General features: G+C 56.2%; 23 protein-coding genes and 1 tRNA gene. 17 read left to right on the top strand and 7 right to left on the bottom strand.

Annotation, left to right across the window (positions count from 1 at the left end):
* Nucleotides 1–25: 25 nt before the first annotated feature.
* Nucleotides 26–988, bottom strand: coding sequence for a fumarylacetoacetate hydrolase family protein (locus tag ACQUQU_RS11615; protein ID WP_430459852.1), 963 nt, complete (start codon nt 986–988; stop codon nt 26–28).
* 13 nt (nt 989–1,001) lie between these two features.
* Complete coding sequence (locus tag ACQUQU_RS11610; RefSeq protein WP_430459851.1) at nt 1,002–2,075, bottom strand: VOC family protein; 1,074 nt, start codon at nt 2,073–2,075, stop codon at nt 1,002–1,004.
* A 136-nt stretch (nt 2,076–2,211) separates the two neighbouring features.
* Here ACQUQU_RS11610 and ACQUQU_RS11605 point away from each other — a divergent pair, with 136 nt between their 5' ends.
* Both ACQUQU_RS11605 and ACQUQU_RS11600 read left to right on the top strand, forming a co-directional pair.
* A complete protein-coding gene (locus ACQUQU_RS11605; protein WP_430459850.1) occupies nt 2,212–3,816 on the top strand; it encodes a bifunctional 3-(3-hydroxy-phenyl)propionate/3-hydroxycinnamic acid hydroxylase in 1,605 nt (534 codons plus the stop codon).
* 90 nt (nt 3,817–3,906) lie between these two features.
* Nucleotides 3,907–4,554 carry a TetR/AcrR family transcriptional regulator gene (locus ACQUQU_RS11600; RefSeq protein ID WP_430459849.1) on the top strand — a complete coding sequence of 216 codons (648 nt, stop codon included), beginning with the start codon at nt 3,907–3,909 and terminating at the stop codon, nt 4,552–4,554.
* 48 nt (nt 4,555–4,602) lie between these two features.
* On the opposite strand, the gene ACQUQU_RS11595 is transcribed toward ACQUQU_RS11600, so the two are convergent.
* The 5 genes from ACQUQU_RS11595 to flgA all read right to left on the bottom strand — a co-directional run bounded on the left by ACQUQU_RS11595 (nt 4,603) and on the right by flgA (nt 7,086).
* Nucleotides 4,603–4,678: transfer RNA gene (locus tag ACQUQU_RS11595), tRNA-Arg, on the bottom strand.
* A gap of 64 nt (nt 4,679–4,742) precedes the next feature.
* A complete protein-coding gene (locus tag ACQUQU_RS11590; protein WP_430459848.1) occupies nt 4,743–5,483 on the bottom strand; it encodes a flagellar brake protein in 741 nt (246 codons plus the stop codon).
* A 21-nt stretch (nt 5,484–5,504) separates the two neighbouring features.
* Complete coding sequence (gene flgN, locus ACQUQU_RS11585) at nt 5,505–5,975, bottom strand: flagellar export chaperone FlgN (protein ID WP_430459847.1); 471 nt, start codon at nt 5,973–5,975, stop codon at nt 5,505–5,507.
* Nucleotides 5,976–5,987: 12 nt separating this feature from the next.
* Nucleotides 5,988–6,287 (bottom strand): flagellar biosynthesis anti-sigma factor FlgM, encoded by a 300-nt coding sequence (gene flgM, locus ACQUQU_RS11580; protein ID WP_430459846.1) that lies wholly within the window; start codon nt 6,285–6,287, stop codon nt 5,988–5,990.
* A 91-nt stretch (nt 6,288–6,378) separates the two neighbouring features.
* A complete protein-coding gene (gene flgA / locus ACQUQU_RS11575; RefSeq protein ID WP_430459845.1) occupies nt 6,379–7,086 on the bottom strand; it encodes a flagellar basal body P-ring formation chaperone FlgA in 708 nt (235 codons plus the stop codon).
* Nucleotides 7,087–7,181: 95 nt separating this feature from the next.
* On the opposite strand from flgA, the gene ACQUQU_RS11570 reads away from it, so the two are divergent.
* The 15 genes from ACQUQU_RS11570 to pseB all read left to right on the top strand — a co-directional run bounded on the left by ACQUQU_RS11570 (nt 7,182) and on the right by pseB (nt 25,018).
* Nucleotides 7,182–8,105, top strand: a complete 924-nt coding sequence (locus tag ACQUQU_RS11570) for a chemotaxis protein CheV (protein WP_430459844.1) — start codon at nt 7,182–7,184, stop codon at nt 8,103–8,105.
* 17 nt (nt 8,106–8,122) lie between these two features.
* On the top strand, nt 8,123–8,956 hold the full coding sequence (locus ACQUQU_RS11565; protein ID WP_430459843.1) for a CheR family methyltransferase: 834 nt from the start codon (nt 8,123–8,125) through the stop codon (nt 8,954–8,956).
* A 165-nt stretch (nt 8,957–9,121) separates the two neighbouring features.
* Entirely contained in the window at nt 9,122–9,520 is a 399-nt protein-coding gene (gene flgB, locus ACQUQU_RS11560) for a flagellar basal body rod protein FlgB (RefSeq protein WP_430459842.1), read from the top strand.
* A gap of 2 nt (nt 9,521–9,522) precedes the next feature.
* Nucleotides 9,523–9,969 (top strand): flagellar basal body rod protein FlgC, encoded by a 447-nt coding sequence (flgC, locus tag ACQUQU_RS11555; protein WP_430459841.1) that lies wholly within the window; start codon nt 9,523–9,525, stop codon nt 9,967–9,969.
* 10 nt (nt 9,970–9,979) lie between these two features.
* Complete coding sequence (locus ACQUQU_RS11550; RefSeq protein ID WP_430459840.1) at nt 9,980–10,771, top strand: flagellar hook assembly protein FlgD; 792 nt, start codon at nt 9,980–9,982, stop codon at nt 10,769–10,771.
* A gap of 27 nt (nt 10,772–10,798) precedes the next feature.
* Complete coding sequence (locus ACQUQU_RS11545; RefSeq protein ID WP_430459839.1) at nt 10,799–14,431, top strand: flagellar hook-basal body complex protein; 3,633 nt, start codon at nt 10,799–10,801, stop codon at nt 14,429–14,431.
* Between the two features lie 220 nt (nt 14,432–14,651).
* Nucleotides 14,652–15,398, top strand: coding sequence for a flagellar basal body rod protein FlgF (locus ACQUQU_RS11540; protein WP_430459838.1), 747 nt, complete (start codon nt 14,652–14,654; stop codon nt 15,396–15,398).
* An 11-nt stretch (nt 15,399–15,409) separates the two neighbouring features.
* Nucleotides 15,410–16,195 carry a flagellar basal-body rod protein FlgG gene (gene flgG, locus ACQUQU_RS11535; RefSeq protein ID WP_430459837.1) on the top strand — a complete coding sequence of 262 codons (786 nt, stop codon included), beginning with the start codon at nt 15,410–15,412 and terminating at the stop codon, nt 16,193–16,195.
* Between the two features lie 10 nt (nt 16,196–16,205).
* The gene (flgH, locus tag ACQUQU_RS11530; RefSeq protein WP_430459836.1) at nt 16,206–16,886 is read left to right on the top strand and encodes a flagellar basal body L-ring protein FlgH; all 681 of its coding nucleotides are present in this window, start codon (nt 16,206–16,208) and stop codon (nt 16,884–16,886) included.
* A gap of 16 nt (nt 16,887–16,902) precedes the next feature.
* Nucleotides 16,903–18,009 carry a flagellar basal body P-ring protein FlgI gene (locus ACQUQU_RS11525; RefSeq protein WP_430459835.1) on the top strand — a complete coding sequence of 369 codons (1,107 nt, stop codon included), beginning with the start codon at nt 16,903–16,905 and terminating at the stop codon, nt 18,007–18,009.
* A 67-nt stretch (nt 18,010–18,076) separates the two neighbouring features.
* Entirely contained in the window at nt 18,077–18,370 is a 294-nt protein-coding gene (locus tag ACQUQU_RS11520) for a hypothetical protein (RefSeq protein ID WP_430459834.1), read from the top strand.
* Between the two features lie 233 nt (nt 18,371–18,603).
* A complete protein-coding gene (gene flgJ, locus ACQUQU_RS11515) occupies nt 18,604–19,668 on the top strand; it encodes a flagellar assembly peptidoglycan hydrolase FlgJ (protein ID WP_430459833.1) in 1,065 nt (354 codons plus the stop codon).
* The gene (gene flgK, locus ACQUQU_RS11510) at nt 19,661–22,636 is read left to right on the top strand and encodes a flagellar hook-associated protein FlgK (RefSeq protein ID WP_430459832.1); all 2,976 of its coding nucleotides are present in this window, start codon (nt 19,661–19,663) and stop codon (nt 22,634–22,636) included. The genes flgJ and flgK overlap by 8 nt, the downstream gene beginning before the upstream one ends.
* A gap of 15 nt (nt 22,637–22,651) precedes the next feature.
* Nucleotides 22,652–23,890 (top strand): flagellar hook-associated protein FlgL, encoded by a 1,239-nt coding sequence (flgL, locus tag ACQUQU_RS11505; protein WP_430459831.1) that lies wholly within the window; start codon nt 22,652–22,654, stop codon nt 23,888–23,890.
* Nucleotides 23,891–24,019: 129 nt separating this feature from the next.
* Entirely contained in the window at nt 24,020–25,018 is a 999-nt protein-coding gene (gene pseB / locus ACQUQU_RS11500; RefSeq protein WP_430459830.1) for a UDP-N-acetylglucosamine 4,6-dehydratase (inverting), read from the top strand.
* Nucleotides 25,019–25,020 lie beyond the last annotated feature (2 nt).

The following is a 25,020-nucleotide window of genomic DNA, read 5'->3' as shown; positions in this document are numbered from 1 at the left end:
CTACTGCCTATTTCATTAAAGCCCATCACACGGCTCCGCCGACAACGGTGTGGCGCTGGCGCCCCAGATTAATCACGCCATCGGCGCTTTTAATACTGGCTTCGATAATATCGCCATTGTTCAGATACTGTGGACGCTTCTGCTGACCTTTAACAAACAGCTGCCAGCGCTTTTTCTCGGGCAGCAGGGCTGAAATCCGTACCAGCAGCGGTGATGGTAAACCCAGCGCGCAGCCGCTTGGGGTGCCGGTCATCAGGATATCGCCCGGATTAAAATCAACAATCTGCGAATATTCGCTCAGGGTTTCGGCGGCTTTGAACACCATGTTGGCGGTGTTGTCGTTCTGGCGCACCTGACCATTCACGCTCAGACTGAGCTGCAATTTGCTCAGATAATGCAGGTCGTCTTTATGCAGCAGGCACAGCACAGGACCAAGCGGGCAGAAGGTGCGATAACTTTTGCCTTTATGAAACTGCATTTGCGGAATCTGCACATCGCGCGCCGATACATCGTTACCAATGCAGATACCGGCCACGTATTCGTGCAGGTTGCTGTCATTCACCTGCAGTGTGCTGTGGGTGGCTTTGCCCAGCACCAGCGTCAGTTCGACTTCATAGTCGAGCAACTGTACAAGGTCGGGCCGCACAATATGGCCTGCAGGCCCCGTAATGGAAGCCGAGGATTTGGTGAAAAACATATTGAACGATTTTTCGTCCGGGTCCATGCCGGAGTCGATCATATGCTGGCGGTAATTCGCGCCCTGACACAGTACTTTGGCGTCCTGAGTAATGGGCGACAGTAATTCCACTTCATTATCGGCCAGCGCTTCGCTGGCCTGCTGACAGGCCGCAGCAACCGCGTTGTAACCCAGACTGATCAGGTTGGCCGTGGTGCTGCAGGGCAGGGATAACGGATAAATCAGATTCTGTTCAAGCATGCCCCAGCGAACCTGTTGCTGGTGGCGGAAACGGACAATGGCTAATGGCATTTTGGGGCTCCTGTCAGCCGAAAATTCGGGCGAGTATTTTTAATTTTTGTACGCTAACGTCCGGGCTGTGACGCAGGCTGTGAAGTAATCCGCGGATGGCCTGCAGATTGATTTTGGGTTTGGTAAAACTCACCGGCATCACCTGCCCCCATTGCGACATGGCCTGACGGCTGACCGGATGTACGCCCATGGGCTGGTCGGCGGTGAATAAATCGCCGTCGCAATAATGTTCGTGCTTGGCACCCCAGGGGTCCTGCCAGTAATCAAAAATCTGACTGCCGAGAATATGCCGGCCAATGCCCCAGGCATGCTGCCATTTTTTCTCGCGCAGAATGCGTTGCCCCATGCCCACCGCATCGGCATCCACCAGTTCATACGCGCTGTGGCTGTACAGTGGCATAAAGCCCTGCGCCATCGCCAGTGTGTGATGATCGGCCGGGGTATCGCCCAGATCGAGGCGGAAAAACACCACCGCAGGCTCGCCGTCTGGCAACACCTGCACGTCGCTGGGAATTAAACCGAAGTGCTGAGTGTACCAGGCGCTGGTCGCCTGAAAGTCGGCCACCTCAAGCACCACATGGCCAAGGCGCAGTACATCCGGTGCTTTTACCGGCGGGCGCTGGGTGTCGTTAATGCGCGTGCGCTCTTCATTAAAGTTAAAGCTCAGCGCTTCTCTCCTTGGCAAAGGCATGACCTTCTGCTGGCCACAAATTGCTTCCACCGTAAAACCTGAAGGGTCGGTCAGACGTACATATTGGCCACCGCCCGGATAAGGCGCATCGCTGATGGCGCTGGCGCCCGGCAGTGTTGCCAGCGCCTGCAGCGAGGCGATATCGGGCACTTCAAAGCCGAAACCGGCAAAGCCTGCTTTGGCCAATTGATGGATGACATAGCAGAAAGGGGCGCTGTCGCTGGCGCGCAGAAATACGGTTTCTTCTGTGCGCACAGCGGTTTGCAGGCCGAAGTCGTGCAGGAAGCGTTCGGCTATCTCTGGCTGCGGGCGGTTAAACATCAGGTAGGCAAGGCGGCAGGCTTTGGCTGTCGGTGCCGGATGGCGGGCGGGTTGGGCTGTGGTCAGTTCTGTCATGGCGGGCTCCGTCAGGGGAATCTTGTTGTCTTTGTGTCTGACATGGTGAGATTAAAACCAATATTGAAACATATTTCAATATTGGTTTTAATCTCACTCAAAGGCGCCGACCTGGTGTCCATGACGGAGAATAACAATGACAAACGAACAGACAGCCCTATATGCCGAAACCCGGACCGATGTCCTGATTGCTGGTTGTGGCCCGGTCGGGGCGACGCTGGCGGCGCTGCTGGGCCGCTATGGCATACGCACGCTGGTGATCGACAAAGCCCCGGACATTCTGATGATGCCGCGTGCCATCGCGCTGGATAACGAAGCCCTGCGCGTGCTGCAGATGGCCGGGCTTGGCGAAGATGCTTTTGCCCGTATCCCGATTCCTGAGGTGCAGATGCACAGCCCGGTGATGGGCCGTTTTGCCACCGCCAATACCCGCGGCAGTCTGGATGGCCACCCGAAACTGGTGACCTTCTACCAGCCTGAACTGGAGCAGGCATTGGCGCGCACGCTGGACGATCTGCCTTCAGTAACGGTCTGGCGCCAGACGGAACTGATCACCATGCACGACGACGGCAGCACGGTGCTGGCGCAGGTGCAGCGCAAAGCCGACGGGCTGGAACATGGTCAGCGGCAGACCATACGTGCGCGCTATCTGGTCGGCGCTGACGGTGCCAGCTCGCTGGTGCGCAGCCTGATCGGGCAGGATTTTCAGGGTAAAACCTACGGCGAAGACTGGCTGATTGTCGATGCGCGCCAGCGCGAACAGGCGGCCATCGGCCATGTGGAATTTATCTGCGACCCGAAGCGCTCGGTGCCGCATATGCCGGCTCCCGGCGGGCGTGAGCGCTGGGAATTTATGCTGCACCGTGGCGAAACCCGCGAGCAGATGGAACATCCTGAAAAAATCGCCGAGCTGATGGCGCCCTGGGCCAAAGGCCAGAATCTGCAGGTGGAACGTACCGCGGTTTACCGTTTTCACGCCCGCTGCTGCGATCGTTTCAGTAAGGGCCGGGTATTTCTGGTGGGCGATGCTGCGCATATCACGCCACCGTTTGTCGGTCAGGGATTGGTCGCTGGCTTACGCGACGTGGCCAATCTCGGCTGGAAGCTGGCGTGGGTGATTAAAGGTTTGGCGTCAGAGCAGATACTGGCCAGCTACGATCAGGAGCGCCGCCCGCATGCGCTGAAGATGATCAATCTGGCGCGTTTTATGGGGCATCTGGTGATGACGCGTAACAAGGCCTCGGCGCTGCTGGTGCACGGTCTGATGCGCAGCGCCCGCCTGATCAGCCCGCTGCGCCGCCAGCTTGAAGAGCTGAAAATCAAACCCGCCAACCGCTATGGCACAGGCCTGTTTCAGATGCGCCAGCGTAAGCGTGGATTAACCCCGGGGGCCCAGCTGGCCCAGGGCTGGGTGCGCCACATGCATCGCATTCAGCTCAGTGACGACGCCCTCAGTGATCGCTTGCTGCTGGTGGGGTTCGGTACCGATCCACGGGCTGGCTTGAGTGCACAGGAACAGTTGCGCTGGCAGGCGGCCGGCGGTGGCTTCTTTCAGTTTGGTGTACAGAATCAGGCGGCCAACGACAGCGAACTGGCGGAAGACCTGACTGCGTCTCTTGCCAACGGTAAGGCGCAAGGCAGTCTGGCGGTGGTACGCCCGGATAAGTTCATCGTCTGCTCGGGCGGCGCCGGCAGTGCCGGCTTGTTGTTGCAGCACAGCCTTGGCTTGTTAGGAAAATAAAATCCATCTCAATATTGAGATGATGTCAGTTTGAGAGGGGGGCGCTGTGATACACTGGCCGCTGTGTAAACCATCGGTTGTGATTCCTGAATGACCCTCTCTGCTGACAGCGAAAAACTGACCCGCGGCCATAAAAAGAAAGCCCGTACCCGCCAGCAACTGCTGGATGCGGCGCTGAAAATTTACGCCCACAAAGGTGCCGGCGAGCTGGCGCTGAACGAACTGGCGCAGGAAGCCGGGGTATCGAACGGCACTGTGTACAACTACTTCCGCACCAAAGAAGACGTGCTGGAAGCCGTGAGTCTGGCCCAGGCAGAAGCACTGTCGCATGAAGTGGCGCTGATCAGCACCGGCGTTGCCGATGGCGCCGAACGGGTGGCCATTGGCATCCGAGCTTTTGTGCTGCGTGCTGCCAGCAACCCGGAATGGGCCAGCGCGCTGATCAATATCGTGCGCTACGCCGAGGGCATGCGTTCTGCGCTGGGGGATTACGTACGCAGCGATATCCGTGCCGGCTTAAAGCAGGGGCAATTCGATTACACCGACGAAGAAATGGCCGTCAGCCTGCTGGTGTCGGGCGTTATCAGCGTCATGATCGCCATCGTCGAAGGACGCTATCAGGCCGGTAATGATCGGGTTATTGCCGCCATGTTGTTACAGGCGCTGGGCATGAAACGTGAGCAGGCGTTGCTGGTGGCGGAAAAGGCGTTGCCTGTGGTGGAAAAGCGCGACGATTAATACCGTTGAACGGTCGGGAAATGAATTCGGGAAATATTCAGGCTTGAATGGCCTCCCCACAGGGACTCGAACCCCGATCGGTCGCTTAGGAGGCAACTGCTCTATCCTGTTGAGCTATAGGGAGTGAAGGCGGGGGGATTCTAACGGCTGACAGTGCGTCTGTCAGCCCCGGAAGGTAAAGCTCTCGTTCACACGTCGCCGAGCGATTCTTCCTGTTGTTCTTTATTGCGCCGTTCTTCCCACTGGAATTCGGAAATAAGACGATCCAGATAACGCTGGGCCATGGCCGATACGCCGGTGAAGGCAAAGCCGCAACTGGTATTGCCTTTGTCGTCGTTAACCACGTGGCGGGCTTCCAGGCTGCAATCCATGTTGTGGTCTTTATTAAAGCGGATGCGCGCAATGGGAAAGCTGCGCTGTTCTTCGAGGCGTTTTTTCACATTGCCGTTAAACGTGGCTTTGAAGCCGCTTGAGGAAATATCCATCAACCGGCCGGTCAGGTCGCCTTCTTCGTCGTTCATGCGTATTTTCAGCAGCAGTTCGTGGGCCGGCGGAATCATCACGCGATAGGCTGTGCGTCGCTGCAAATACAGAACTTTGTCCGGAAATTCGGCGCGGTATTGTTCATTCTGGGGCTGGTATTTCAGGCGGCCTGTCATGCGGAATTCAATGCGCACGCCCTGACTGTCGCATTCTACGCTGAATCGTTTGCCGCTGCGGATCAGGTCATTGCCCTGCGCGGGGATTACCTTGTCCATAAAGAAGCTGCGACTTTTCAGGTCGGTACTGGTAATGGCCGAGGTGAATTCTTCACCACTGTCATCGACCCGGACTTTTACCGGGGTATTCATCAGCACGATCTTGCGCAGGGCGCCGTAAATATCTTCAGGCGCTTCGAGCAAGTATTCCTGATTGCTTTCCTCTGTCATTGCGTATGCTTCCACCACTGGTCAGGCCTGAATATAACCTTGTCCTTTATTCAGACTGCTTGCTTTGCCTTTTCCGTCATATAAGTGTGGATCATTCTGCTGTCCGCGCAAGATTCGCAGTTTTTGCAGGGTGCGCTGGCGGGCGCCGAGTACGATGTCGGACAGTTGCTGGGAGAGTGTCTGATTGGTGCGGTACTGGGCTTCAAGCTGGGTCCACAGGCGGTGAATGTTTGCCGCAGGGGCAACATCCGGGTGGTTCAGGCAATCGGCATTGCAGGGGAGGTGGTTGGTTTGCATCCAGTGGAGGCGCTGGCCTGCATGGTCTTTCAGCTGGGAGAGGCGGAGTGTACTGCTTTGCTGAAGAGAGTGCAGGCTGTCCAGATCGTTGCTGCGTAAGGCTTCTTTTTCCTGTTGCAGAATGCCGTGAATGTCGCGGGTGAGGAGCAGTTCCTCATCCAGCATCTGGGCAAGACGTCCGGTATCTAGGCTCATGGTGTTTCACTTTCAGTTGAGGTCGTCCTCAAAATCAAGCATTTTTCCTGCCAGACGGCTGTAGTCGATCTTGTACTCGCCTTTTTCAATGGCGGTACGGATGCGTTCGACGGTGGCGTCATCGACTTCCGGCATATCGCGGATTTCGGCCTCAATCTGTTGCATGCTTTTGCTGCTGGCGCTCAGTTTCACCTGATCGGCGAAGTTGGCGCTGGTCTGCGCTTTGGCAACATGGCCTTCTTCTTTTTTAACGGGCTCATTCCGGGTCTGGGAACTGGAGTTAGTCCCACCGGTTAACTTACTGATATTCATAGACAAATCTCCCAGCCAGTTAGGCATTTTACACTCCTGCATAGGTGTTATCGGCGGCCCGGAGCCGAACTTTAATGTTATTTTGGCTTTTTTATCGCACCTGTACTAAGCCTGCGCGAACGGCAGTGGCGGTCAGCACCTTCTGTGACTGATCGTTGCGTACCCGCAGCCGTTCGCCGGTGCGGGCGCTCTCCAGTGCCGTGCCTTTCATCTCAATGCGTATCCCGGGGCGGGAGACCAGAATCTGTACGGCGTCGCCGCGTTCAATCACCACCGGCGGCTCCACCATGTCGGGGGTTACGACGGTACCGGCCCGCTGCGTGCGCCGCATGACCTGACCACTCAGGGGATCATCGCCGGTAAAGAATCCCTTGCTCAGCTCGCCGGTATCCTGACGGACGTAACTCAGGTCATCGTCGCTGACCACCGCGTCGGCAGCCACGGCCCGCGCCAGGACGGCGACCTCCCGGTACACATGCAGCTGCACCGCCAGATGCTGTTTCCAGTAGGGCGCGGCACAGCTGATTTCCAGTCCGTTACGGCCGGGCTGGAGGTCGCGCACCGGGTCGATGACCAGTGCCTGCCGGCATTCTGGCAGAGCGTAATCGGCCGGTAATCCCGGAAAACTCACGTCTGAAGCACCTTCTACGCCACTGATCCGGGTCCACTGGGCGAGCAGCTCGGCGGTGACATCGGAACGCCATTTAGCCGCACCCGCCGCCATGCTCAGCCCGGGCAGCAGGTACAGGAAAAATACAGCAAATATCCTACGGCGGCGCTGGTTCTCTACTATGCTCATAAACAGGTACAACAGAATGACATTAATCCGGCACTTTCTGTGCGACAGCGTAGATCCAGCAAAGGCCGTGCCGGGTTGTTTTTCGGGAGCTTGTTATGGCAGGTGTATTGGACACGGTTAACCAACGCACGCAACTGGTGGGGCAGAACCGCCTCGAACTGTTGTTGTTCCGGGTTAACGGCAGTCAGATTTACGGCATCAACGTCTTCAAAGTTAAAGAAGTGCTGCAGTGCCCCAAGCTGACGATTCTGCCGGGCAGTAACCCTGTGGTGCGCGGCGTTGCCCACATTCGCTCCGGCACCATTCCGATTATGGATATGAGCATGGCAACGGGTAACCGCCCGCTGCAGGACATCAAAAATGCGTTCGTGATCATCACCGAATACAACCTGAAAACTCAGGGCTTTCTGGTGGCCGGCGTGGAACGCATCATCAATATGAACTGGGGTGATATTCACCCGCCACCGAAGGGTACAGGCAAAGAGCACTACCTGACCGCGGTGACGGAAGTGGACAAGCAGCTGGTGGAAATCATCGACGTGGAGAAAATCCTCGCCGAAGTGTCACCGGTGAACGAGCACATCAGCGAAGGCGTGGTGACGGAAGAAACCCACGCCAAGGCCCGTGAACGTAAAGTGCTGATTGTCGACGATTCCAAAATTGCCCGTAAGCAGGTTTCCCGCTGTCTGCAGGATGTGGGCGTGGAAGTGGTGGCGCTCAACGATGGTCTTGAAGCCTGGGAGCATCTGGTCGGCATTGCCGATGCCGGTGAGAAAATCACCGATCACTACATGATGATGATTTCCGACATCGAAATGCCGGAAATGGACGGCTACACCCTGACCACCCGGGTTCGCAGTGACACCCGGATGGCGAATTTCTACATAGTGCTGCACTCGTCGCTGAGCGGCGTCTTTAATAAGGCGATGGTCGAGAAAGTAGGGGCCAACGATTTTATTGCGAAGTTCGATCCTGACATCCTCGCTGAACGCGTTGTCAGTCAGGTGAATGCGGATTAATCGTTTTGGATATCAGAATGATCAAAGATATGTCGGTTGATGAGTACAACCGGTTTCGGCAGATGCTTGAGCGCAACAGCGGCATTTTGCTGGGGGAAGGCAAGGAATATCTGGTGACCAGCCGTCTGCGTCGCCTGATGGAACGCGATTCCCTGAACTCCATCAGCGATCTGATGAGTGCGATGGAGCGTAACCGGACCCTGATGGAAAGCGTGGTCGATGCCATGACCACCAACGAAACCCTATGGTTCCGGGACGATCATCCGTACCGCATTTTCCGCGAGAAGCTGCTGCCGGAAATGGCGGCGCAGCGGCGCGCCGTAAAAATCTGGTCGGCGGCCTGTTCCACCGGTCAGGAGCCGTATTCCCTGAGTATCGAAATTGAAGAATTCCGCAAAAAGAACCCGGGTCAGCTGATGACCGGCGAGCGGATTCTGGCCACCGATATTTCGCCAAGCTCGCTGGCGCAGGCAAAAGAGGGCGTTTACCAGCAGCTGGCCATTCGCCGTGGTATGAACGATCAGCATCTGAAAAACTATTTCGATACGGTCGATGACGACCGCTGGCGCATCAACAATCAGATTAAAAGCCGTGTCGATTTCCGTCAGCAGAACCTGCAGCAGAGCTTCAGCCTGCTGGGTAAATTCGACATCATTTTCTGTCGCAACGTGCTGATCTATTTTTCCGCCGATCTGAAGTACGACATTCTTAAACGCATGCACGGCAGTCTGAACCCGGGCGGCTACCTGATGCTGGGTGCCTCTGAGGCGATGAATAACCTGAGTGAGTTCTACGAGATGGTGCAGTGCCACCCGGGCATTGTTTACCGTGCCAAGAAGGTCGGCGGCTGAGCGCCGGACCTCGTTGCCGCCGGCAGGAAAACCCTTGCCGTTGCCGCTGAATTGCCGCCCCTTTGGGCGGCTTTCTTTTTTCCAGTGCCTTGAAAAATAAGGGTTTTATCTTTTGGCACAGGCATTGCTGTTGTTACGCCATAGTCACTCAACGGAAACCGGATTATGGCCGCTATCAATTTCAGCAATGCATTAGGGATCCACCCTTCCGCCATGTTGCTGCGCGCCACCCGTGCAGAAATTCTGGCCAATAACCTGGCCAACGCCGATACCCCGGGATACAAATCCCGCGACATCAACTTTCAGGCCATGCTGGCCGGAGAAGTGGCCAGTCAGCAGAGTCTGGGCATGAACCGTACCCAGCAGGGACATCTGAGCGGTCGCCGTAAGGCTGACGACGACATTCTGTACCGTAATCCGATTCAGCCTTCTATTGATGGCAACACCGTGGACTCGCAGATTGAGCAGGCGATCTACAGCCGTAATGCGCTCAGCTACAACTCCAGTTTCGAGTTCCTGAGCAGCAAGTTTAAAGGCATGAAAGGCGCCATCCGGGGAGAATAATCATGTCACTGTCTAACGTATTCGACATTGCCGGCTCCGGCATGAATGCCCAGTCGATCCGCATTAACACCACCGCCAGTAACATCGCCAACGCGGAAAGTGCGTCCAGTTCTGTCGACGAAACCTACCGTGCGCGTAAGCCCTGGTTTGCGGTGATGGAAAAGGCCTTCACCGACGTGAATGAGAACAATCAGTTTGAAGACATCGAAGGCGGTATCGGCGCCGGCGTGCAGGTGATGGGCATTGTGGAAAAAGACGCCCCGCTGCAGATGCGCTTTCAGCCCGACCATCCGATGGCCAATGAAGACGGGTATGTGTACTACCCGAACGTGAACATTGTGGAAGAGATGACCGACATGATGTCGTCCTCCCGCAGTTATCAGATGAACGTTGAGGTGCTGAAGACAGCAAAGCAAATGCTGCAGCGCACCCTGACTCTGGGACAGTAAGGAGCGGATCATGGCCGTCGACAGTGTTTCTTCCACCAGTGATGTTCTGAGTCAGTATCAGACCAGTTCAAGCGCCAGCGAAACCAAGAGCAATGAGCTGGGCCGTGATGCCTTCCTCGAGCTCATGGTGGCGCAGCTGAACAACCAGAATCCGCTGGAACCCACCGATAACCAGGCCTTTGTGGCGCAGCTGGCGCAGTTCTCGACGGTAGAGGGCCTCGACAAGCTGAACACCTCGGTCGAAGACATCAGCTCGGCGTTTACGTCCACCTCGGCGCTGCAGGCATCCAGTCTGGTCGGGCAGTCGGTGATTGTCGAAGGCAATGAAACCGGCCTGCTGCTCACGGGCGGTGTGGTCAGCGGTTATACCGAATTACCGGACAGCGTGACCGATCTGAAACTGCAGATTGAAGACGAGAACGGCCAGTTGCTGGAACAGTTCTCGCTCGGTACCCGCACCGACGGTCCGATGTCTGTGCGCTGGGACGGGCTGAACCTGATGATCGACGGCGAAATTCAGGACATCGATTACGACGCGCTGAACCGTCAGGAGTATTACACCGACGATGAAGGCGAACTGGTGCTGGACGACAACGGCGATCCGATTCCGGTGCCGTATCCGGCCGGGGAATACGTATTCAAGCTGACCGGTAATGTGGCCGGTCAGTCGGAAGATATGGGCATGCAGATGAGTTCACGCGTCGACAGCGTGACCATGAGCAGCACAGGCAGCGTGACGCTGAATCTGGCCGGCGGCCAGAGCGCATCACTGAGTCAGATTCAACAGATTCTGGATGAGTAGTCCGGGACAGGCAGCGGAGACGAAATTATGGCTTTTAATATTGGTTTAAGTGGTATTCGTGCAGCCTCGACCGACCTCGAGGTCACTGGTAATAACATTGCCAACGCCAGTACCACAGGCTTTAAGGAATCACGGGCGGAATTTTCCGACGTGTACACCACCACCCTGCTGGGCACCGGCAGCAAGCCGGTTGGCAGCGGTGTGATGGTGGATAACGTGCGTCAGGAGTTCAGTCAGGGCAACATCAGCGGCACCGAAAGCGCGCTGGATATGGCCATCGACGGCAACGGTTTCTTTGTGCTGGATAACAACGGCACGGTGTCGTACACCCGTTCCGGTATTTTCTCGCTGGATAAGAATGGCTACGTGGTCGCCAATAACGGCTCCCGCCTGCAGGGCTATGCGGCCAACGCCAATGGCGTGGTGAATGGTGTACTGGACGATATTCAGATTCAGATTGCCAATCAGGCGCCGCGTCTGACCAACCTGGCCACCGCCATCCTCAATCTGGATGCCGGTGAGGACGTGCTGCAGGAACAGGGTCTGCAACTGATCTCCAATGGTCTGGCCATCGGTACCGCCGATTCCGGCATTATTGAATCCACCACCTCCACCCTCATGTCAGCCGGCCAGCCGACCACGGCAGGTATTCCGGCCCAGCTGGCGTTTGCCGGTGGCGCGGGCTTCACAGTTCTGGATGTGGCCACGGCCGGTACCGCGGGTGGTGAAACCATTGATGTTGATCTGGGCGACGGCAACGGCGTGCAGACCATTACCCTGCAGGCCATTCCTGCCGGTTCAACCGAAGCTCAGGCGCTGGCGCTGATTCAGCAATCGATTGATGCGGTGCTGGGCTCGCAGCAGCTGACCGCGTCTGCCGGTTCCAGTGATGAGCTGGTGCTGTCACGCGCCGGTTATCACGCCACCGACGGTTCCAGCTACGCGGTCACCAACACCGCCACCTGGGATGCCGTGTTCGGTGCAGCCGGTGCTGTGACCGCCGGTACCAGTGGCTCGCTGCTGTTCGTGGGCTCGGGTGCATTAACCGCCGACTTCCGCAGCATTCCGGGTACTTCGACCACCACCCGTACCACCGCCACACCGTCGCTCAATATTGTCGCCAGCGACCCGGGTGATTTTGCGGTGTTGACCGCCACTAACCTGTACGGCGCGCTGGATATCAGCACAGGGGGCGGTAACGTACTGGCCTTCACCATTGCCACCGAATCCGGTGCGACTTACCCGATTAACCTGAGCGAGGCGGCCTGGCAGGGCGCAGCACCGGGCTCAGGTTATGCCACCCTGAGCGTTGCCGACGCCGTGGCTCAGATTAATACCCAGATTACCGCCACCGCCGGTGCCGGTAACGAAGAAGTGCTGGCCGTGAATAATGCCGGCTTTATCGAGTTTCAGGTGCAGGCGCCGGGCAGTCGTGGCGATTATCTGCAGATCGCCAACAACAGCGTGAGCTCGGTTAACTACAGTCTGGATAACATTGGCTTCCTGTCCGGAAACCGTTTTGACAGCGGTGTCGAGCCGGTTCAGGCCAACAACGAATTCCAGCTGGAAGTGACTAGTACCACAGGTCAGGGTGGTGGTCCGTTCACCATCACCATTCCGCCAGCCACCTACGCCTCGCTGGACGACCTGGCCATCGCCATTCAGCAGCAGATTGATATCTACATCGGCGCGACCGGTCTGTCCGGTAAAGTGACGGTGGATGCGGTCGGCGGTCAGCTGGTGTTTACCAATGAAAACGTGGGCGCCGGTGAAGGCATTTCCATTACCGCCACCGTAGCCGAGCCACAGGCCGTGGCGGCGCTTGGCCTCGACAGTCTGTTCACGGTGACCGGCACCGACGAGGTCGATAAGACCAACAGCTTCCGTATCAACCTCACGGTACCGGCGCCGGATTCCGATAACCGCAGCGGCTCGGTACTGATTTCTCTGGATGAAGAATTCCGCTCGGTACAGCAGCTGGCCGCAGCCATTAACCGTCAGTTGAACAGTCAGGACGCCGACGCCTACATTGGCGTGCAGGCCTCGGCGGTGGAAATTGAACCGAACGTGGTGCCACCTCAGTATCAGCTGCAACTGAAAGCCACGGTGGATGGTGAAGCGTCGATCATTTCGATCACCAACATCACGGCGTCCGGCCCGGACATTACCGCCGCTGATCTGTACGGTCTGCTGCAGGCCAACCCGGCCGACAGCACGCTGCTGACCACAGGTATCGAAGGCGTGAACAACCAGTATCCGGAACAGACCGTAGTGCTGATTGATCCGGACGGTGAAGAAACCACCATTACCATTCCGGAGCGCAGCGAAGCCAACGAAATTGTCGCGCTGTTCAACAAACAGCCGGGTGTTACCGCTTCGGCGCTGACCACCATGACCATCCCGCTGGCCAGTTATAACAGTCCGGGAAATGACATGACCCTGACCCTTAATGGTCAGCTGCTGGAGTCGACCTCGCTGTCGGATCTGGCCGATGAAATTAACTCTTACCGCAGTACCACGCTGCCAGGGTTTGAAGCGACCATTAACGACGATGGCGATCTGATCATCACCAACGAAATCGGCCGCGACATCAAACTGGAAATCGACAGCCCGGTAGACACCGACTCGCTGGTGGTGATCGGTGCGGAAAATACCGGCCCTGTGGTGTTGGGTGGTTCGTCCACCGCCGACCACGCGGCCGCCGTGGGTGGCGTGGTGACCTTCATCCTCAATGAAGGCTACACCATGGCCGAGCCGGATCCGGTGATTTCCGGTATTTTCGGCGCCCTGACCGAGGATGAATTCACCCCGTATGTGCTGAATTCCTTCGATCCGACCGATCAGGATACCTACAACCACGCCACGTCCATGACCATCTACGACAGTCTGGGTAATTCCCACGTGATGACTCAGTATTTCGTGAAGGAGCCACTGGATCCGGACCGTCCGAATGAACAGAACGTGTGGGCCATGTACGTGCTGATCGACGGCTACGACGTCGGTGACCCGGACTCGACCCTGCCGTTCCCGGACAACCTTGAACCAACGCGGGCGCGTTACGAGCTGTTCTTTAATCAGGACGGTACCTTCGATTCGATCGCCACCGGTGATATTTACATCACCAACTGGGATCCGCTGGATTCCGACGGCCATGCGAACGGTGCCATGGGCTCGGTGAACGTGCTGGAAGGCGGCCTGCCACTGACGGAGCCTCCGGCCAACTCCAACTTCCAGATCGACCTGACCGGCTCGACCCAGTTCGGCAGCGACTTTGCCGTTAACGAAGTCAGCCAGAACGGCTACACCACAGGCCGTCTGACCGGTCTGGAAGTGGATGAAGAGGGCATTATCTTCGCCCGCTTCACCAACGGTCAGGCCCAGACGCTGGGGCAGGTGGCACTGGCGACTTTCCGCAATCCGGAAGGCCTGACGCCACTGGGCGATACCGCCTGGGGTGAGTCGTTCGAATCGGGTGTGCCGACCATTGGCTCCCCCCGTACGGCCTCGTTCGGTCAGATCCGCTCGTCGGCGCTGGAGGATTCCAACGTCGATCTGTCGGAAGAGCTGGTGGGCCTCATCATTGCCCAGCGTAACTTCCAGGCCAGCGCCAAAACCATTGAAACCACGGATCAGGTTACCCAGACCATCCTCAACATCTGATACGCGCTTTGGGGCCGTATCCTCACCGCCCTTGCCGGGCGGCAAGCCTCTTCCCCTGACGGGGGAAGAGGCTGCCGTTTTGGCTGTCTGTTCGTCATTTTTGTGACGCCATAAATGGCTAACTCAATGAAAAATAACGCTTTTCATGGGTTGGCACGCGCTCTGCTTAATACCCTTCAGAACCGGGGAAGATGACCCCGCCGCTTTAGGGTAAACCGTTATGGATCGTGCTTTATACATCGCCATGTCCGGCGCCAAGCAGAACACACTGGGCCAGACCGCACATGCCAACAACCTGGCCAACGCCAGTACCACCGGCTTCCGCTCGGACTATACCCAGAGCCGCGCCATGGGCGTGTTCGGCGACTACTTTCCAACCCGTGCTTACGCCATGACCGAACGGCCGGCCAGCGATTTCCGTCAGGGCCCACTGATCGAAACCGGTAACAGCATGGACGTCACCATTGAAGGCGAAGGCTGGTTTGCGGTGGTCGGCCCCGATGGCAAAGAAGCCTATACCCGCGCCGGCGACCTGAGCGTCGACCCTGCCGGTCGCCTGATGAATGGTTCTGGCCTGCAACTGATCGGCGACGCCGGTCCCGTGGTGTTGCCGGAATTCCAGAGCATCGACATCAGCAAAGCCGGCATCGTGACCATTCAGCCGCTGGGCGAAACACCGGCGGCGGTGGCCGAGCCTGTGCAGCTGAAACTGGTGAAACCGGATGCGCAGCAATTGGAAAAAGGCGAAGACGGTTTATTCCGTTTTCGTGACCCGGCCACGCCACCGGCAGCGGCCGACCCCAGCATTACCGTGGTAAACGGCTTTACCGAAGGCAGCAACGTCAACGCGGTAACCGAATTAACCAGCCTGATTTCTCTGAACCGTCAGTACGAAATGCAGGTGAAACTCATGAAGCGTGTCGACGAAAATTCCGCCGCCACCACACAGATACTGTCCAGTCAGTAAGGAGCTGAATCATGTTATCGGCATTATGGGTAAGTAAAACCGGACTTGAAGCTCAGGACCTCGCGCTGACCACGGTATCCAACAACCTGGCCAACGTATCGACCACCGGCTTCAAAAAAGACCGCGCGGTGTTTGAAGATCTGCTGTATCAGATTCAGCGTCAGCCGGGCGCGAACTCCTCGGCCGACACCCGCCTGCCATCCGGTCTGCAGCTGGGTACCGGTGTGCGTACCGCCGGCACGCAAAAAATCTTCACTACAGGCTCGCTGGAATTAACCGATCAGCCGTTGGATATGGCGATTAACGGCCGTGGCTTTTTTCAGATCACCATGCCCGACGGAACCATAGGCTACACGCGTGACGGTACTTTCCACATCAACAGCGAAGGCGTGGTGGTGAACGTCAACGGTTATCCGCTGGAGCCGCAGATCACCATTCCCGATCAGACCAACCAGCTGACCGTGAGCAAAGACGGTATTGTGCAGGCCACCTTGTTTGGTGACCCGACACCACAGCAGCTGGGTCAGATTGAAACCGTCGATTTTATTAACCCGGCCGGTCTGCAGGCTGTCGGGGGCAATATTTTCTACGAAACCGCCGCCAGTGGTGCGCCACAGGCCGGTACTCCGAACGAGAATGGCTTCGGCACCATTGAGCAGGGCGCCCTGGAAAATTCCAACGTGGAAGTGGTGGAAGAACTGGTGAATATGATCACGGTTCAGCGCTCTTATGAAATGAACTCCAAGGTCGTTTCCGCAGCGGATCAGATGCTGCAGTTCCTGACCCAGAACGTGTAAGGAGTGACTTATGTGGCGTTTATCCATTGCCGCGTTGCCGTTATTTATGGCTGCATGTACGTCAGTTCCGCTGGAAAAAGACGTGTTTCCCAATGATCCGGATTTTGCGCCGGTATCGGCCGACAGTCTGCAGCCACCGCCTGTGGTGAACGGCTCGTTATTTCAGTCGCGCTACAGCATGGGCTTGTACACCGACCAGCAGGCGCGCCGTGTTGGCGACATTATTACCGTGATTTTTGACGAGCAATATCAGTCGTCAAAAACCGCGCAGACCAAGTCGGATAAATCGTCGACCAACAGCATGGTGCCGAACAGCATTATGGGCACGGTGCCCGGCTGGAAAAATCTGGGTCTGGATGTGGATACCGACGCCAGCCGTACCTTTAACGGTAAAGGCGAGGCCGACCGCTCCAACAGTTTAAGTGGTCAGATTTCGGTATCCGTCGCAGAAATTCTGCCCAACGGCATTCTGCGCATCCGCGGCGAAAAATGGCTGACACTGAGTGAAGGTGACGAATATATCCGCATCAGCGGCCTGATTCGTCCGGCCGACATCACGCCGGACAATACCGTACCGTCCAGTAAGGTTGCCGATGCGCGTATTTCATTTGGTGGTCGTGGCAATCTGAATAATTCCACCAAGCAGGGCTGGCTTGACCGGATTCTGAATTCACCCTGGTGGCCGCTGTAACGGCAGGAGAATGATTATGCAACGTCCCGTATTTGCCGTCTGTTTTCTGCTGCTGAGCAGTGTGTTGTTCAGCACAGCGGCCAGTGCCGAGCGGATTAAAGACATCACCACCATTGCCGGCGTGCGCAGCAACCAGCTGATTGGTTATGGTTTGGTGGTGGGTCTGGATGGCTCCGGCGATAAAGCGCCTTTTACCACCCAGACCTTCCGCAACATGATGGCCGAATTCGGTATTACCCTGCCATCCGGTACTGACCCTAAATTAAAAAACGTGGCCGCGGTGTCGGTTACGGCTGAGTTACCGCCGTTCGCCAAACCGGGTCAGCGGGTGGATGTGACGGTATCGTCATTGGGAAATGCCAAAAGCCTGCGTGGCGGCTCGCTATTATTCACACCGCTGAAAGGCGCTGACGGCAATATTTATGCGGTCGCCCAGGGCAATCTGGTGGTCGGTGGTTTTGGTGCGGAAGGCAACGATGGTTCGAAAATTACGGTGAACGTACCAAGCGTTGGCCGTATCCCGAACGGGGCGTCGGTGGAGCAAACCGTCCCCAGCAATTTTGGCCGCGGCGACAGTCTGGTGTTTAACCTGGATCAGCCGGATTTCACCACCGCCAATGCCATGGTGCAGAAAATCAACAGCCTGATGGGACCGGGAACCGCCGAAGCGCTGGACGCGACCTCGGTACGGGTGAGTGCACCGCGCGATACCAGCCAGCGGGTGAGCTATCTGTCGATTATCGAAAATATGGAAATCGAAACCGGCCAGGACCGCGCAAAGGTCATTATTAATTCGCGCACCGGCACCATAGTGATGGGGCAGAATGTGAAAATTGATCCGGTGGCAGTGACCCACGGCAATCTGGTAGTGACCATTACCGAAGATTTTCAGGTGTCGCAGCCGAATACGCTGGCCGCCGGCGATACCGTGGTGGTGCCGCAGACCAATATTAATATCGACAATGGCGGCGATAACCGCATGTTCAAATTCGGCCCGGGCGTGTCACTCGATAATATCGTCAAAGCGGTGAACGACGTGGGCGTGGCGCCGGGTGATCTGATGGCCATTCTCGAGGCTATGAAACAGGCCGGTGCGCTGAAAGCCGAACTGATCGTTATCTGACGGATGGCCGGAATCGCGTGGTGATCTCGCTGCCCTGATACAAGAATGAGCATGCTAAGGAATGATTATGAACGATGAGTTGTTTGCCCGTATTCGCGGTCTGTCGCTGGAAATTCAGTCGCTGATCAAACAGGGCGTGAAAGAGGGCGTTGAAGAACGCATTCATGAGCGCAATGAATTGCTGCAGCAATGGTTTTCCGGAATTTCCGATCTGATTCAGCTGACCAATGACCAGCAGCTGTTTCTTGAAGAATTACTGAAAGCCGAACAACAGCTGGTGGCCGATCTTAAGCTGGAACAGGCCGGTCTGTTCCGCCAGCAAACCAACCGCAAGAAAGCCAGTCTGTATCAGCAGCACTGATGTCACAGGGGAGGCGATGGCCTCCCGTTTTTCTTTCACTTTGCACCTGCCTCCCTTCTTGAGCGTTTGCTCTATCTCCTCCGGTCAGGACCGTCGTCGTGTTGCTTTCGTTGGCCGACGATTAGCCATTGTTGCCAGTGTAAATTTGTTGCCAGTGTAAATTCCGCGAAGGACGCTGAGCGTTTCTGAATCTTGGCAAACATCTTGCAATTTTCTCCACAAAGGAGAACCGCATGATTCAGACACAAGTTAACAGCGCTCAGGTCTATACCGATCTCAATGCCCTGCAGGGCATCCGCAGTCTGGGTAAAGACGACAAAAGTGCCGCTCTGATGGAGGTGGCCAAGCAGTTTGAGTCCATGTTTCTCAACATGATGCTGAGCTCCATGCGCAATGCGAACAAGGTCTTCGAAGAAGACTCGATGTTCAGTTCTCCGGAAATGGATTTCTACGAAAACATGTACGACAACCAGATGGCGTTATCCCTCTCCGGCCAGCAGGGCATGGGGCTTTCCGACGTGATTTACCGGCAGCTGATGCAGAATTACGGCGACGAACAGGGCGCCAAACCTGAGCTGGATTTCAGCAAAATGAGCGACCGTCAGTTGTCGTATTCCCGCCCGTCGGCCGCCGCCTTATCGCAGGCCGTGGCGGATGTGAATCAGGTGCTGTCCGATCTGGCCGGCCAGGAGACGCAGACTTCGGCAGCGGGAGGCACTCAGGCAGATGCTGCGGCGTTAACCTCGGCATCCACCGCAAGCGGCGAAGGCAATAAGGGGCAACAGTTTGCCACTCCGGCAGAGTTTGTTGCCGCTCTTTATCCGCTGGCGCAGGACGTGGGTGCCAGCATTGGCGTTGATCCTAAAGCGATTGTGGCGCAGGCCGCGCTGGAAACCGGTTGGGGTAAATACATGATCACCGACGACCAGGGCCGCAACAGTTTTAATTTCTTTGGCATTAAAGCCGATGCGCGCTGGTCGGGTGATTCGGTCACGGTAGCCACACACGAATACCGCGACGGTGTGGCCGTGCGCGAGCAGGCGGCCTTCCGTTCGTATGCGTCCGCCGAAGAAGGCCTGCGCGATTACGCCAGCTTCCTGTCTTCCGCCTCCCGCTATGACGAGGCGCTGGGCCAGAACCTGAAAGCGTCTGAATACGGTATGGCGCTGCAAAAAGCCGGCTACGCCACCGACCCGCAGTACGGCGCAAAAATTCATCGTATTTCTGAAAGCAGTACGCTCAACGACGCGTTGAACACACTGCAGCTGAAGCTGCAAGGAACGGGCTCCGATGGCTGATATTCTTGAAATTGGTATCTCTGGATTAAAAGCCAGCCAGACCGCCCTGACCGTTACCGGTCACAACATCACCAACGCCGGTACCGAAGGCTACAGCCGTCAGGTGATTTCGCAGAGCGCGACCAGTCCGCAGCTGAAAGGCGGTGTGTGGATTGGCTCCGGCGTGAGTGTGGATACCGTAACCCGTGTGTACGATCAGTTTCTTACAGAGCAGTTGTGGCGCGACACGGCCAACTTTAATGGCTACGACACGCTGGCGAGCAACGCCGAATCCATCGACAGTTTGCTGGCGGATGCCGGCACTGGTGTGCAACCTGGTCTTGAGAATATGTTCGGTGCCCTGCAGGCGGTGGTCGATGACCCGTCGTCGCTGCCGGCACGCTCGGTATTGCTGAGTCAGGCCGGTGGTCTGGTCGATCGTTTTTCTGCCATCAGTGACCGTCTGTATGCGCAGAACGATATTATCAATGGCCAGATGGAGGTGATGTGCGAGCAGATCACTACCATAGGGGCGGCGCTGGCCGAATTAAATACCCAGATTCAGTATCAGACCGCGGCCGGTAATGGCACGCAACCGAATGATCTGCTCGATCAGCGCGATCAGCTGGTTAAGGATTTATCCGAACTGGTGAAAGTGAACGTGGTTGAGCAGGACGATTCGGTGTGGAACGTCTTTATCGGTAATGGTCAGGCGCTGGTGGTGGGTAACGACTACAACGAAGTGTTCACCGATGCCGGTGCATCGGACCCGTCACGGGTGGATATTTATTTCCGTAAAGGTGACAGCGTACAGAACGTCACCAACGAAATTACCGGCGGCCAGCTCGGTGGTACCGTTGAATTCCGCGAAGAAGTTCTCGACCCGGTGCTGAATAGCCTGGGGCGACTGGCGCTGGTGATCAATCAGACCTTTAACGAACAGCACAAGCTGGGGATCGATTATAACGGTCAGATGGGTGAAGATTTTTTCACTGACATCAATACCCCGGAAAAAGCCTATAACCGGGTACTCGGCGATGTGAACAATGCACGCCCCAACGACCGCGTGCTGGCGGTGAATATTGTTGAAGCCGGTGATCTCACCACCAGTGATTATGCACTCGAATTTACCGGGCCGGACGATTATGCCTACCGCATTAAGCGCCTGAGCGATGGCGAAATTGTGGAGTCGGGTGCATTAAGCGGCAGTTTCCCGGATTCGGTCACCGTTGACGGTTTTGAAATCGTGTTTGAGGCGGGTTCCTTCCAGCAGGGTGACGAATTCCTGATCATGCCGACCCGCAACGAATCGGCCAAACTGGACGTGAATCTGACCCGGCCGGAGCAGGTTGCCGTGGCCAGCCCGATCACCACAGATGCCGCGATTGGTAATCAGGGCACCGCCACGATTTCACAAGGTACTGTGTACGACACCAGTACCGAGTATTTTTCCAGCGAAGGGGAATTAACTCCGCCTTTGCTGATCCGTTTTACCTCGCCAACCACCTACGACGTGCTGGACAACAGCGACCCCGGTAATCCCATTCCACTGTTTCCGCCGCTGATGAACCAGACCTATGTACCGGGCATTTCCAATTCGATTCTGCCGGAAGACGAGGGCAAAACTGCCTTTACCAGTTTTGGTGGCTATTTGCCGGTAAAAGCCACGTATCAGGCCGAGGGCACGACGGTGGATGCCACCAACGGCTTCTTCCCGGAACGCATTGTGATCAGCTACACCGACCCGGCAACCGGACAGGTGACCAGCCAGCCAACCTTAATTACGTCGCAGAATGCGTCGGCGCGGGAAATTGCCGAAGCGCTGAGTAAGCGGGAAGGGGTCGAGGCGACCGCCAGAACCACAGTGGAACTGACGGACTTCACCACTGATGCCAATCCGTTCATGCCGACTGTACTGAGCATTAATGGCATAGAGCTGACAGACACTCTGGGTCCCAATCAGACAAAATACGATAGCGGCTACCCGGAAGAAGTCCCCGACCCGATCACGCCAGAATTCATTGCCGACCGCATTAATGCCAATCGCGATATGCAGGACTTGGGCATTATCGCCAGCAGTGACGGCCTTAAGGTTACCATTATTGCCTTAAACGGCGACGATATTGATATCGAGCTGAGCGGTGATATCGGCGACGGCTTCTCGGTCAGCAACGGTCAGGACATCGTCTTGCGTGAAACCGGCGAGGCCCCCTTCACACCACTGACCGAATATGATGGTTACGATTTTTCAGAAGGTGGTCCCTACACCTACGAGTTTGATGTGCCGGGGCAAGGCACTTTCAGCATCGAAATGACGGGCACCTACGCCACCGGGGATGATGTGGTCGCGGCGATCCGTACCGAGCTTGAAAATGCCGGCTTCAGTTTTAACGGCAATCTGGATGTGGCGATTGATGAGCGTGGTCAGATCAGCTTCCAGCCGCGGCTGGCGATGAATGCCACGGGTATTCACGGTTCCAGCAAAATTGCCATGGGCGGTCAGATCAAAGTGATTACCGAGGCTGGCTACAGCCTGGATGTGGAGCCGCCGGGTAATAACCTGTTCGCCGAGAATCCGGTCGGGGAGCAGGTGTATTTCGGCTTTGAACTGGAAATTACCGGCCTGGTGCAGACCGGCGACGAATTTACGGTGGACTTTAACACGGATGGCACCTCGGACAGCCGCAATGGCGTAGCACTGGCGGCGTTACAAAGCGAAGACACGGTTGCCGGCAACACCAGTTATTCCGAAGCCTATTCGCGTTTGGTCGAGGAAATTGGTGCTACCACCAGTAAGGCGCAGATTAACCGTGATTCCAGCGAAGTACTGCTGCGCAATTCAGAAGACGCCGTATCGAGTTTGTCCGGAGTTAACCTCGATGAAGAAGCCTCGAACCTGATCCGCTTTGAGCTGGCCTACAACGCCAGTGCTCAGGTGATTTCGGTGGCACGCAGTATTTTCGACACCCTGATTTCAACGTTCCGGTAACGAGAGGAGCGACTGATGCGTATTGCAACCTTACAACAGTACACCACCGGCCTGAATGCCATTCTGGATAACCAGACGGAAGTGAATAAAACCCAGCAGCAGGTGTCGACCGGACGCCGCGTGCTGACGCCGGCGGATGACCCGATTGCATCCACCAAAATTCTGCAGTTACAGCAGGATGAAGCCCTGCGTGATCAGTATGAAAAAAACATGACGGCAGCGGAAAACCGGCTGAATCTGGAAGAGGCAACTCTGTCGTCGGTTACGGATAACCTGACCCGGCTGAAAGAGCTGACGGTGCAGGCCGGCGGCGGCACGCTGACCATTACCGACCGGCAATCCATTGCCGCTGAGGTTTACCAGATTCAGGAAGCGCTGGTCGATCTGTTCAATACCCGTGATGCCAACGGCGAATATATTTTCGCGGGTTTCAAGGGCGGCACTGAGCCGTTTGTACAGACATCGACCGGACGATACGAGTATCAGGGGGATGAGGGGCAGCGTTACCTCGCGATCGGCAATTCCACGACCGTCGCTACCGGGGATAATGGTAAAAACCTGTTTATTGATGTGAAGGCGGCTAAGGATACCTTTACCACTTCGGTGAACCCGAACAACATCGGCACGCTGAAAGTAAATCCCGGGTTTGTAACGGATGAAGAAGCCTATGGGGATTTCTATCCGGATGATCTGATCATTACCTTCAATCCTGAGTCGGCGATTGACCCGGCAGCTCCTAATTACACGATACGACGCGCGTCTGATAACCGTGTTGTGGAAGGCATGGCCAATGTTAGTTACGTTTCGGGTCGAGATATTGCTGTGGCGGGTATTCGTCTGGGAATGAGTGGCGATCCGGAGCCAGGCGACGAAGTACTGGTGAAGTCTTCGCCCAAGCAAAGTATTACGGACACTATTTTTCGACTGACGGCGGGCCTGAATACCCTGGAAGACAACCCCGAGGACTCCGCAACATTGGATATTCTGATTGAAGATACGCTGACCAATCTGGCGTACGCACAATCGTCAGTATCTGAAGTCGTCAGTCAGGTGGGGGCCCGGCTGAATATTGTCGAGAATACGGCTAACCTCTCGGCCGATGTTGGTATTGTGAATAAAGAAGTGTTGTCCAAACTGTCGGATGTCGATTTTGCCGAAGCAGTCAGCCGCTTGTCGTTGCAGAGTTACCTGCTGGAAGCGGCGCAACAGAGCTACACCACCATATCCCGTCTGTCGCTGTTTGATCAGTTATAGTCGCTGGCATCGGCCATCTGAGCAGGTGGCCGCACGTTGCTTCATACGCTTTGGATTCGACTTAATATCCCTTGGTACAGAACTTGCTGATTTCTTGAAATTACGTGTGTCTGTGTCAGAGGTTTGACTATGTTTGACGGCAAAAGCATTCTGGTTACCGGGGGTACTGGCTCGTTCGGCCATGCCTTCGTGCCTATGACTCTTAAGCAATACAATCCACGCAGAATCATTATTTTTTCCCGCGATGAAATGAAACAGTGGGAAATGGCCAAGCTGTTCGAGAACGACCCGCGGGTTCGCTTCTTCATCGGTGATGTCAGGGATAAGGACCGCCTTTACCGGGCACTGGACGGCGTGGATTACGTGGTCCATGCGGCGGCGACCAAAATTGTTCCGACGGCAGAATACAACCCCTTCGAATGCATCAAGACCAATATCAATGGCGCGATGAATGTGATCGACGCCTGCATCGACCACGACATTCGAGGCTGCGTGGCCTTGTCGACCGATAAAGCCAGTTCGCCGGTGAATCTGTACGGCGCCACCAAGCTGGCGTCCGACAAGTTGTTTGTCGCCGGTAACTCTTACTCCGGCGAACACGGCACGCGGTTTTCCGTCGTGCGTTACGGCAACGTAATGGGGTCGCGGGGCTCTGTAATTCCTTTCTTCATGTCCATCAAAGACAAAGGTGTTCTGCCGGTGACGGATGAGCGTATGACGCGCTTTATGATTTCTCTGGAAGAGGCCGTAAAACTGGTCTGGCACGCGTTTGAGGACATGGTGGGCGGTGAGATTTACGTTAAGAAAATCCCATCCATGAAAGTAACGGATCTGGCCAGAGTCGTTGCTCCGGAAGCAAAAATTGAATTTGTCGGTATCCGTCCGGGTGAAAAACTGCACGAGCAGATGATCGGCAGCGAAGACTCCTACCATACCTATGAATATGAAGAGCATTTCAAAATTCTGCCGTCCATTAATGGCTGGGACCATTGCGAGGAGCGGATCAAAGACGGCAAACTGGTTCCCGAAGGTTTCATCTATTCCAGCGATAACAACGCAGAGTGGATGACCGACCAGGAATTGCAGGACTGGATCAGCCTTAACTACGAGAAGATTGGACGCATCTGATC

This window comes from Thalassolituus sp. LLYu03 (assembly GCF_050507655.1).
Taxonomy (GTDB): Bacteria; Pseudomonadota; Gammaproteobacteria; order Pseudomonadales; family Oceanobacteraceae; genus Venatoribacter.
This window is presented reverse-complemented; position numbering and strand designations above follow the sequence as displayed.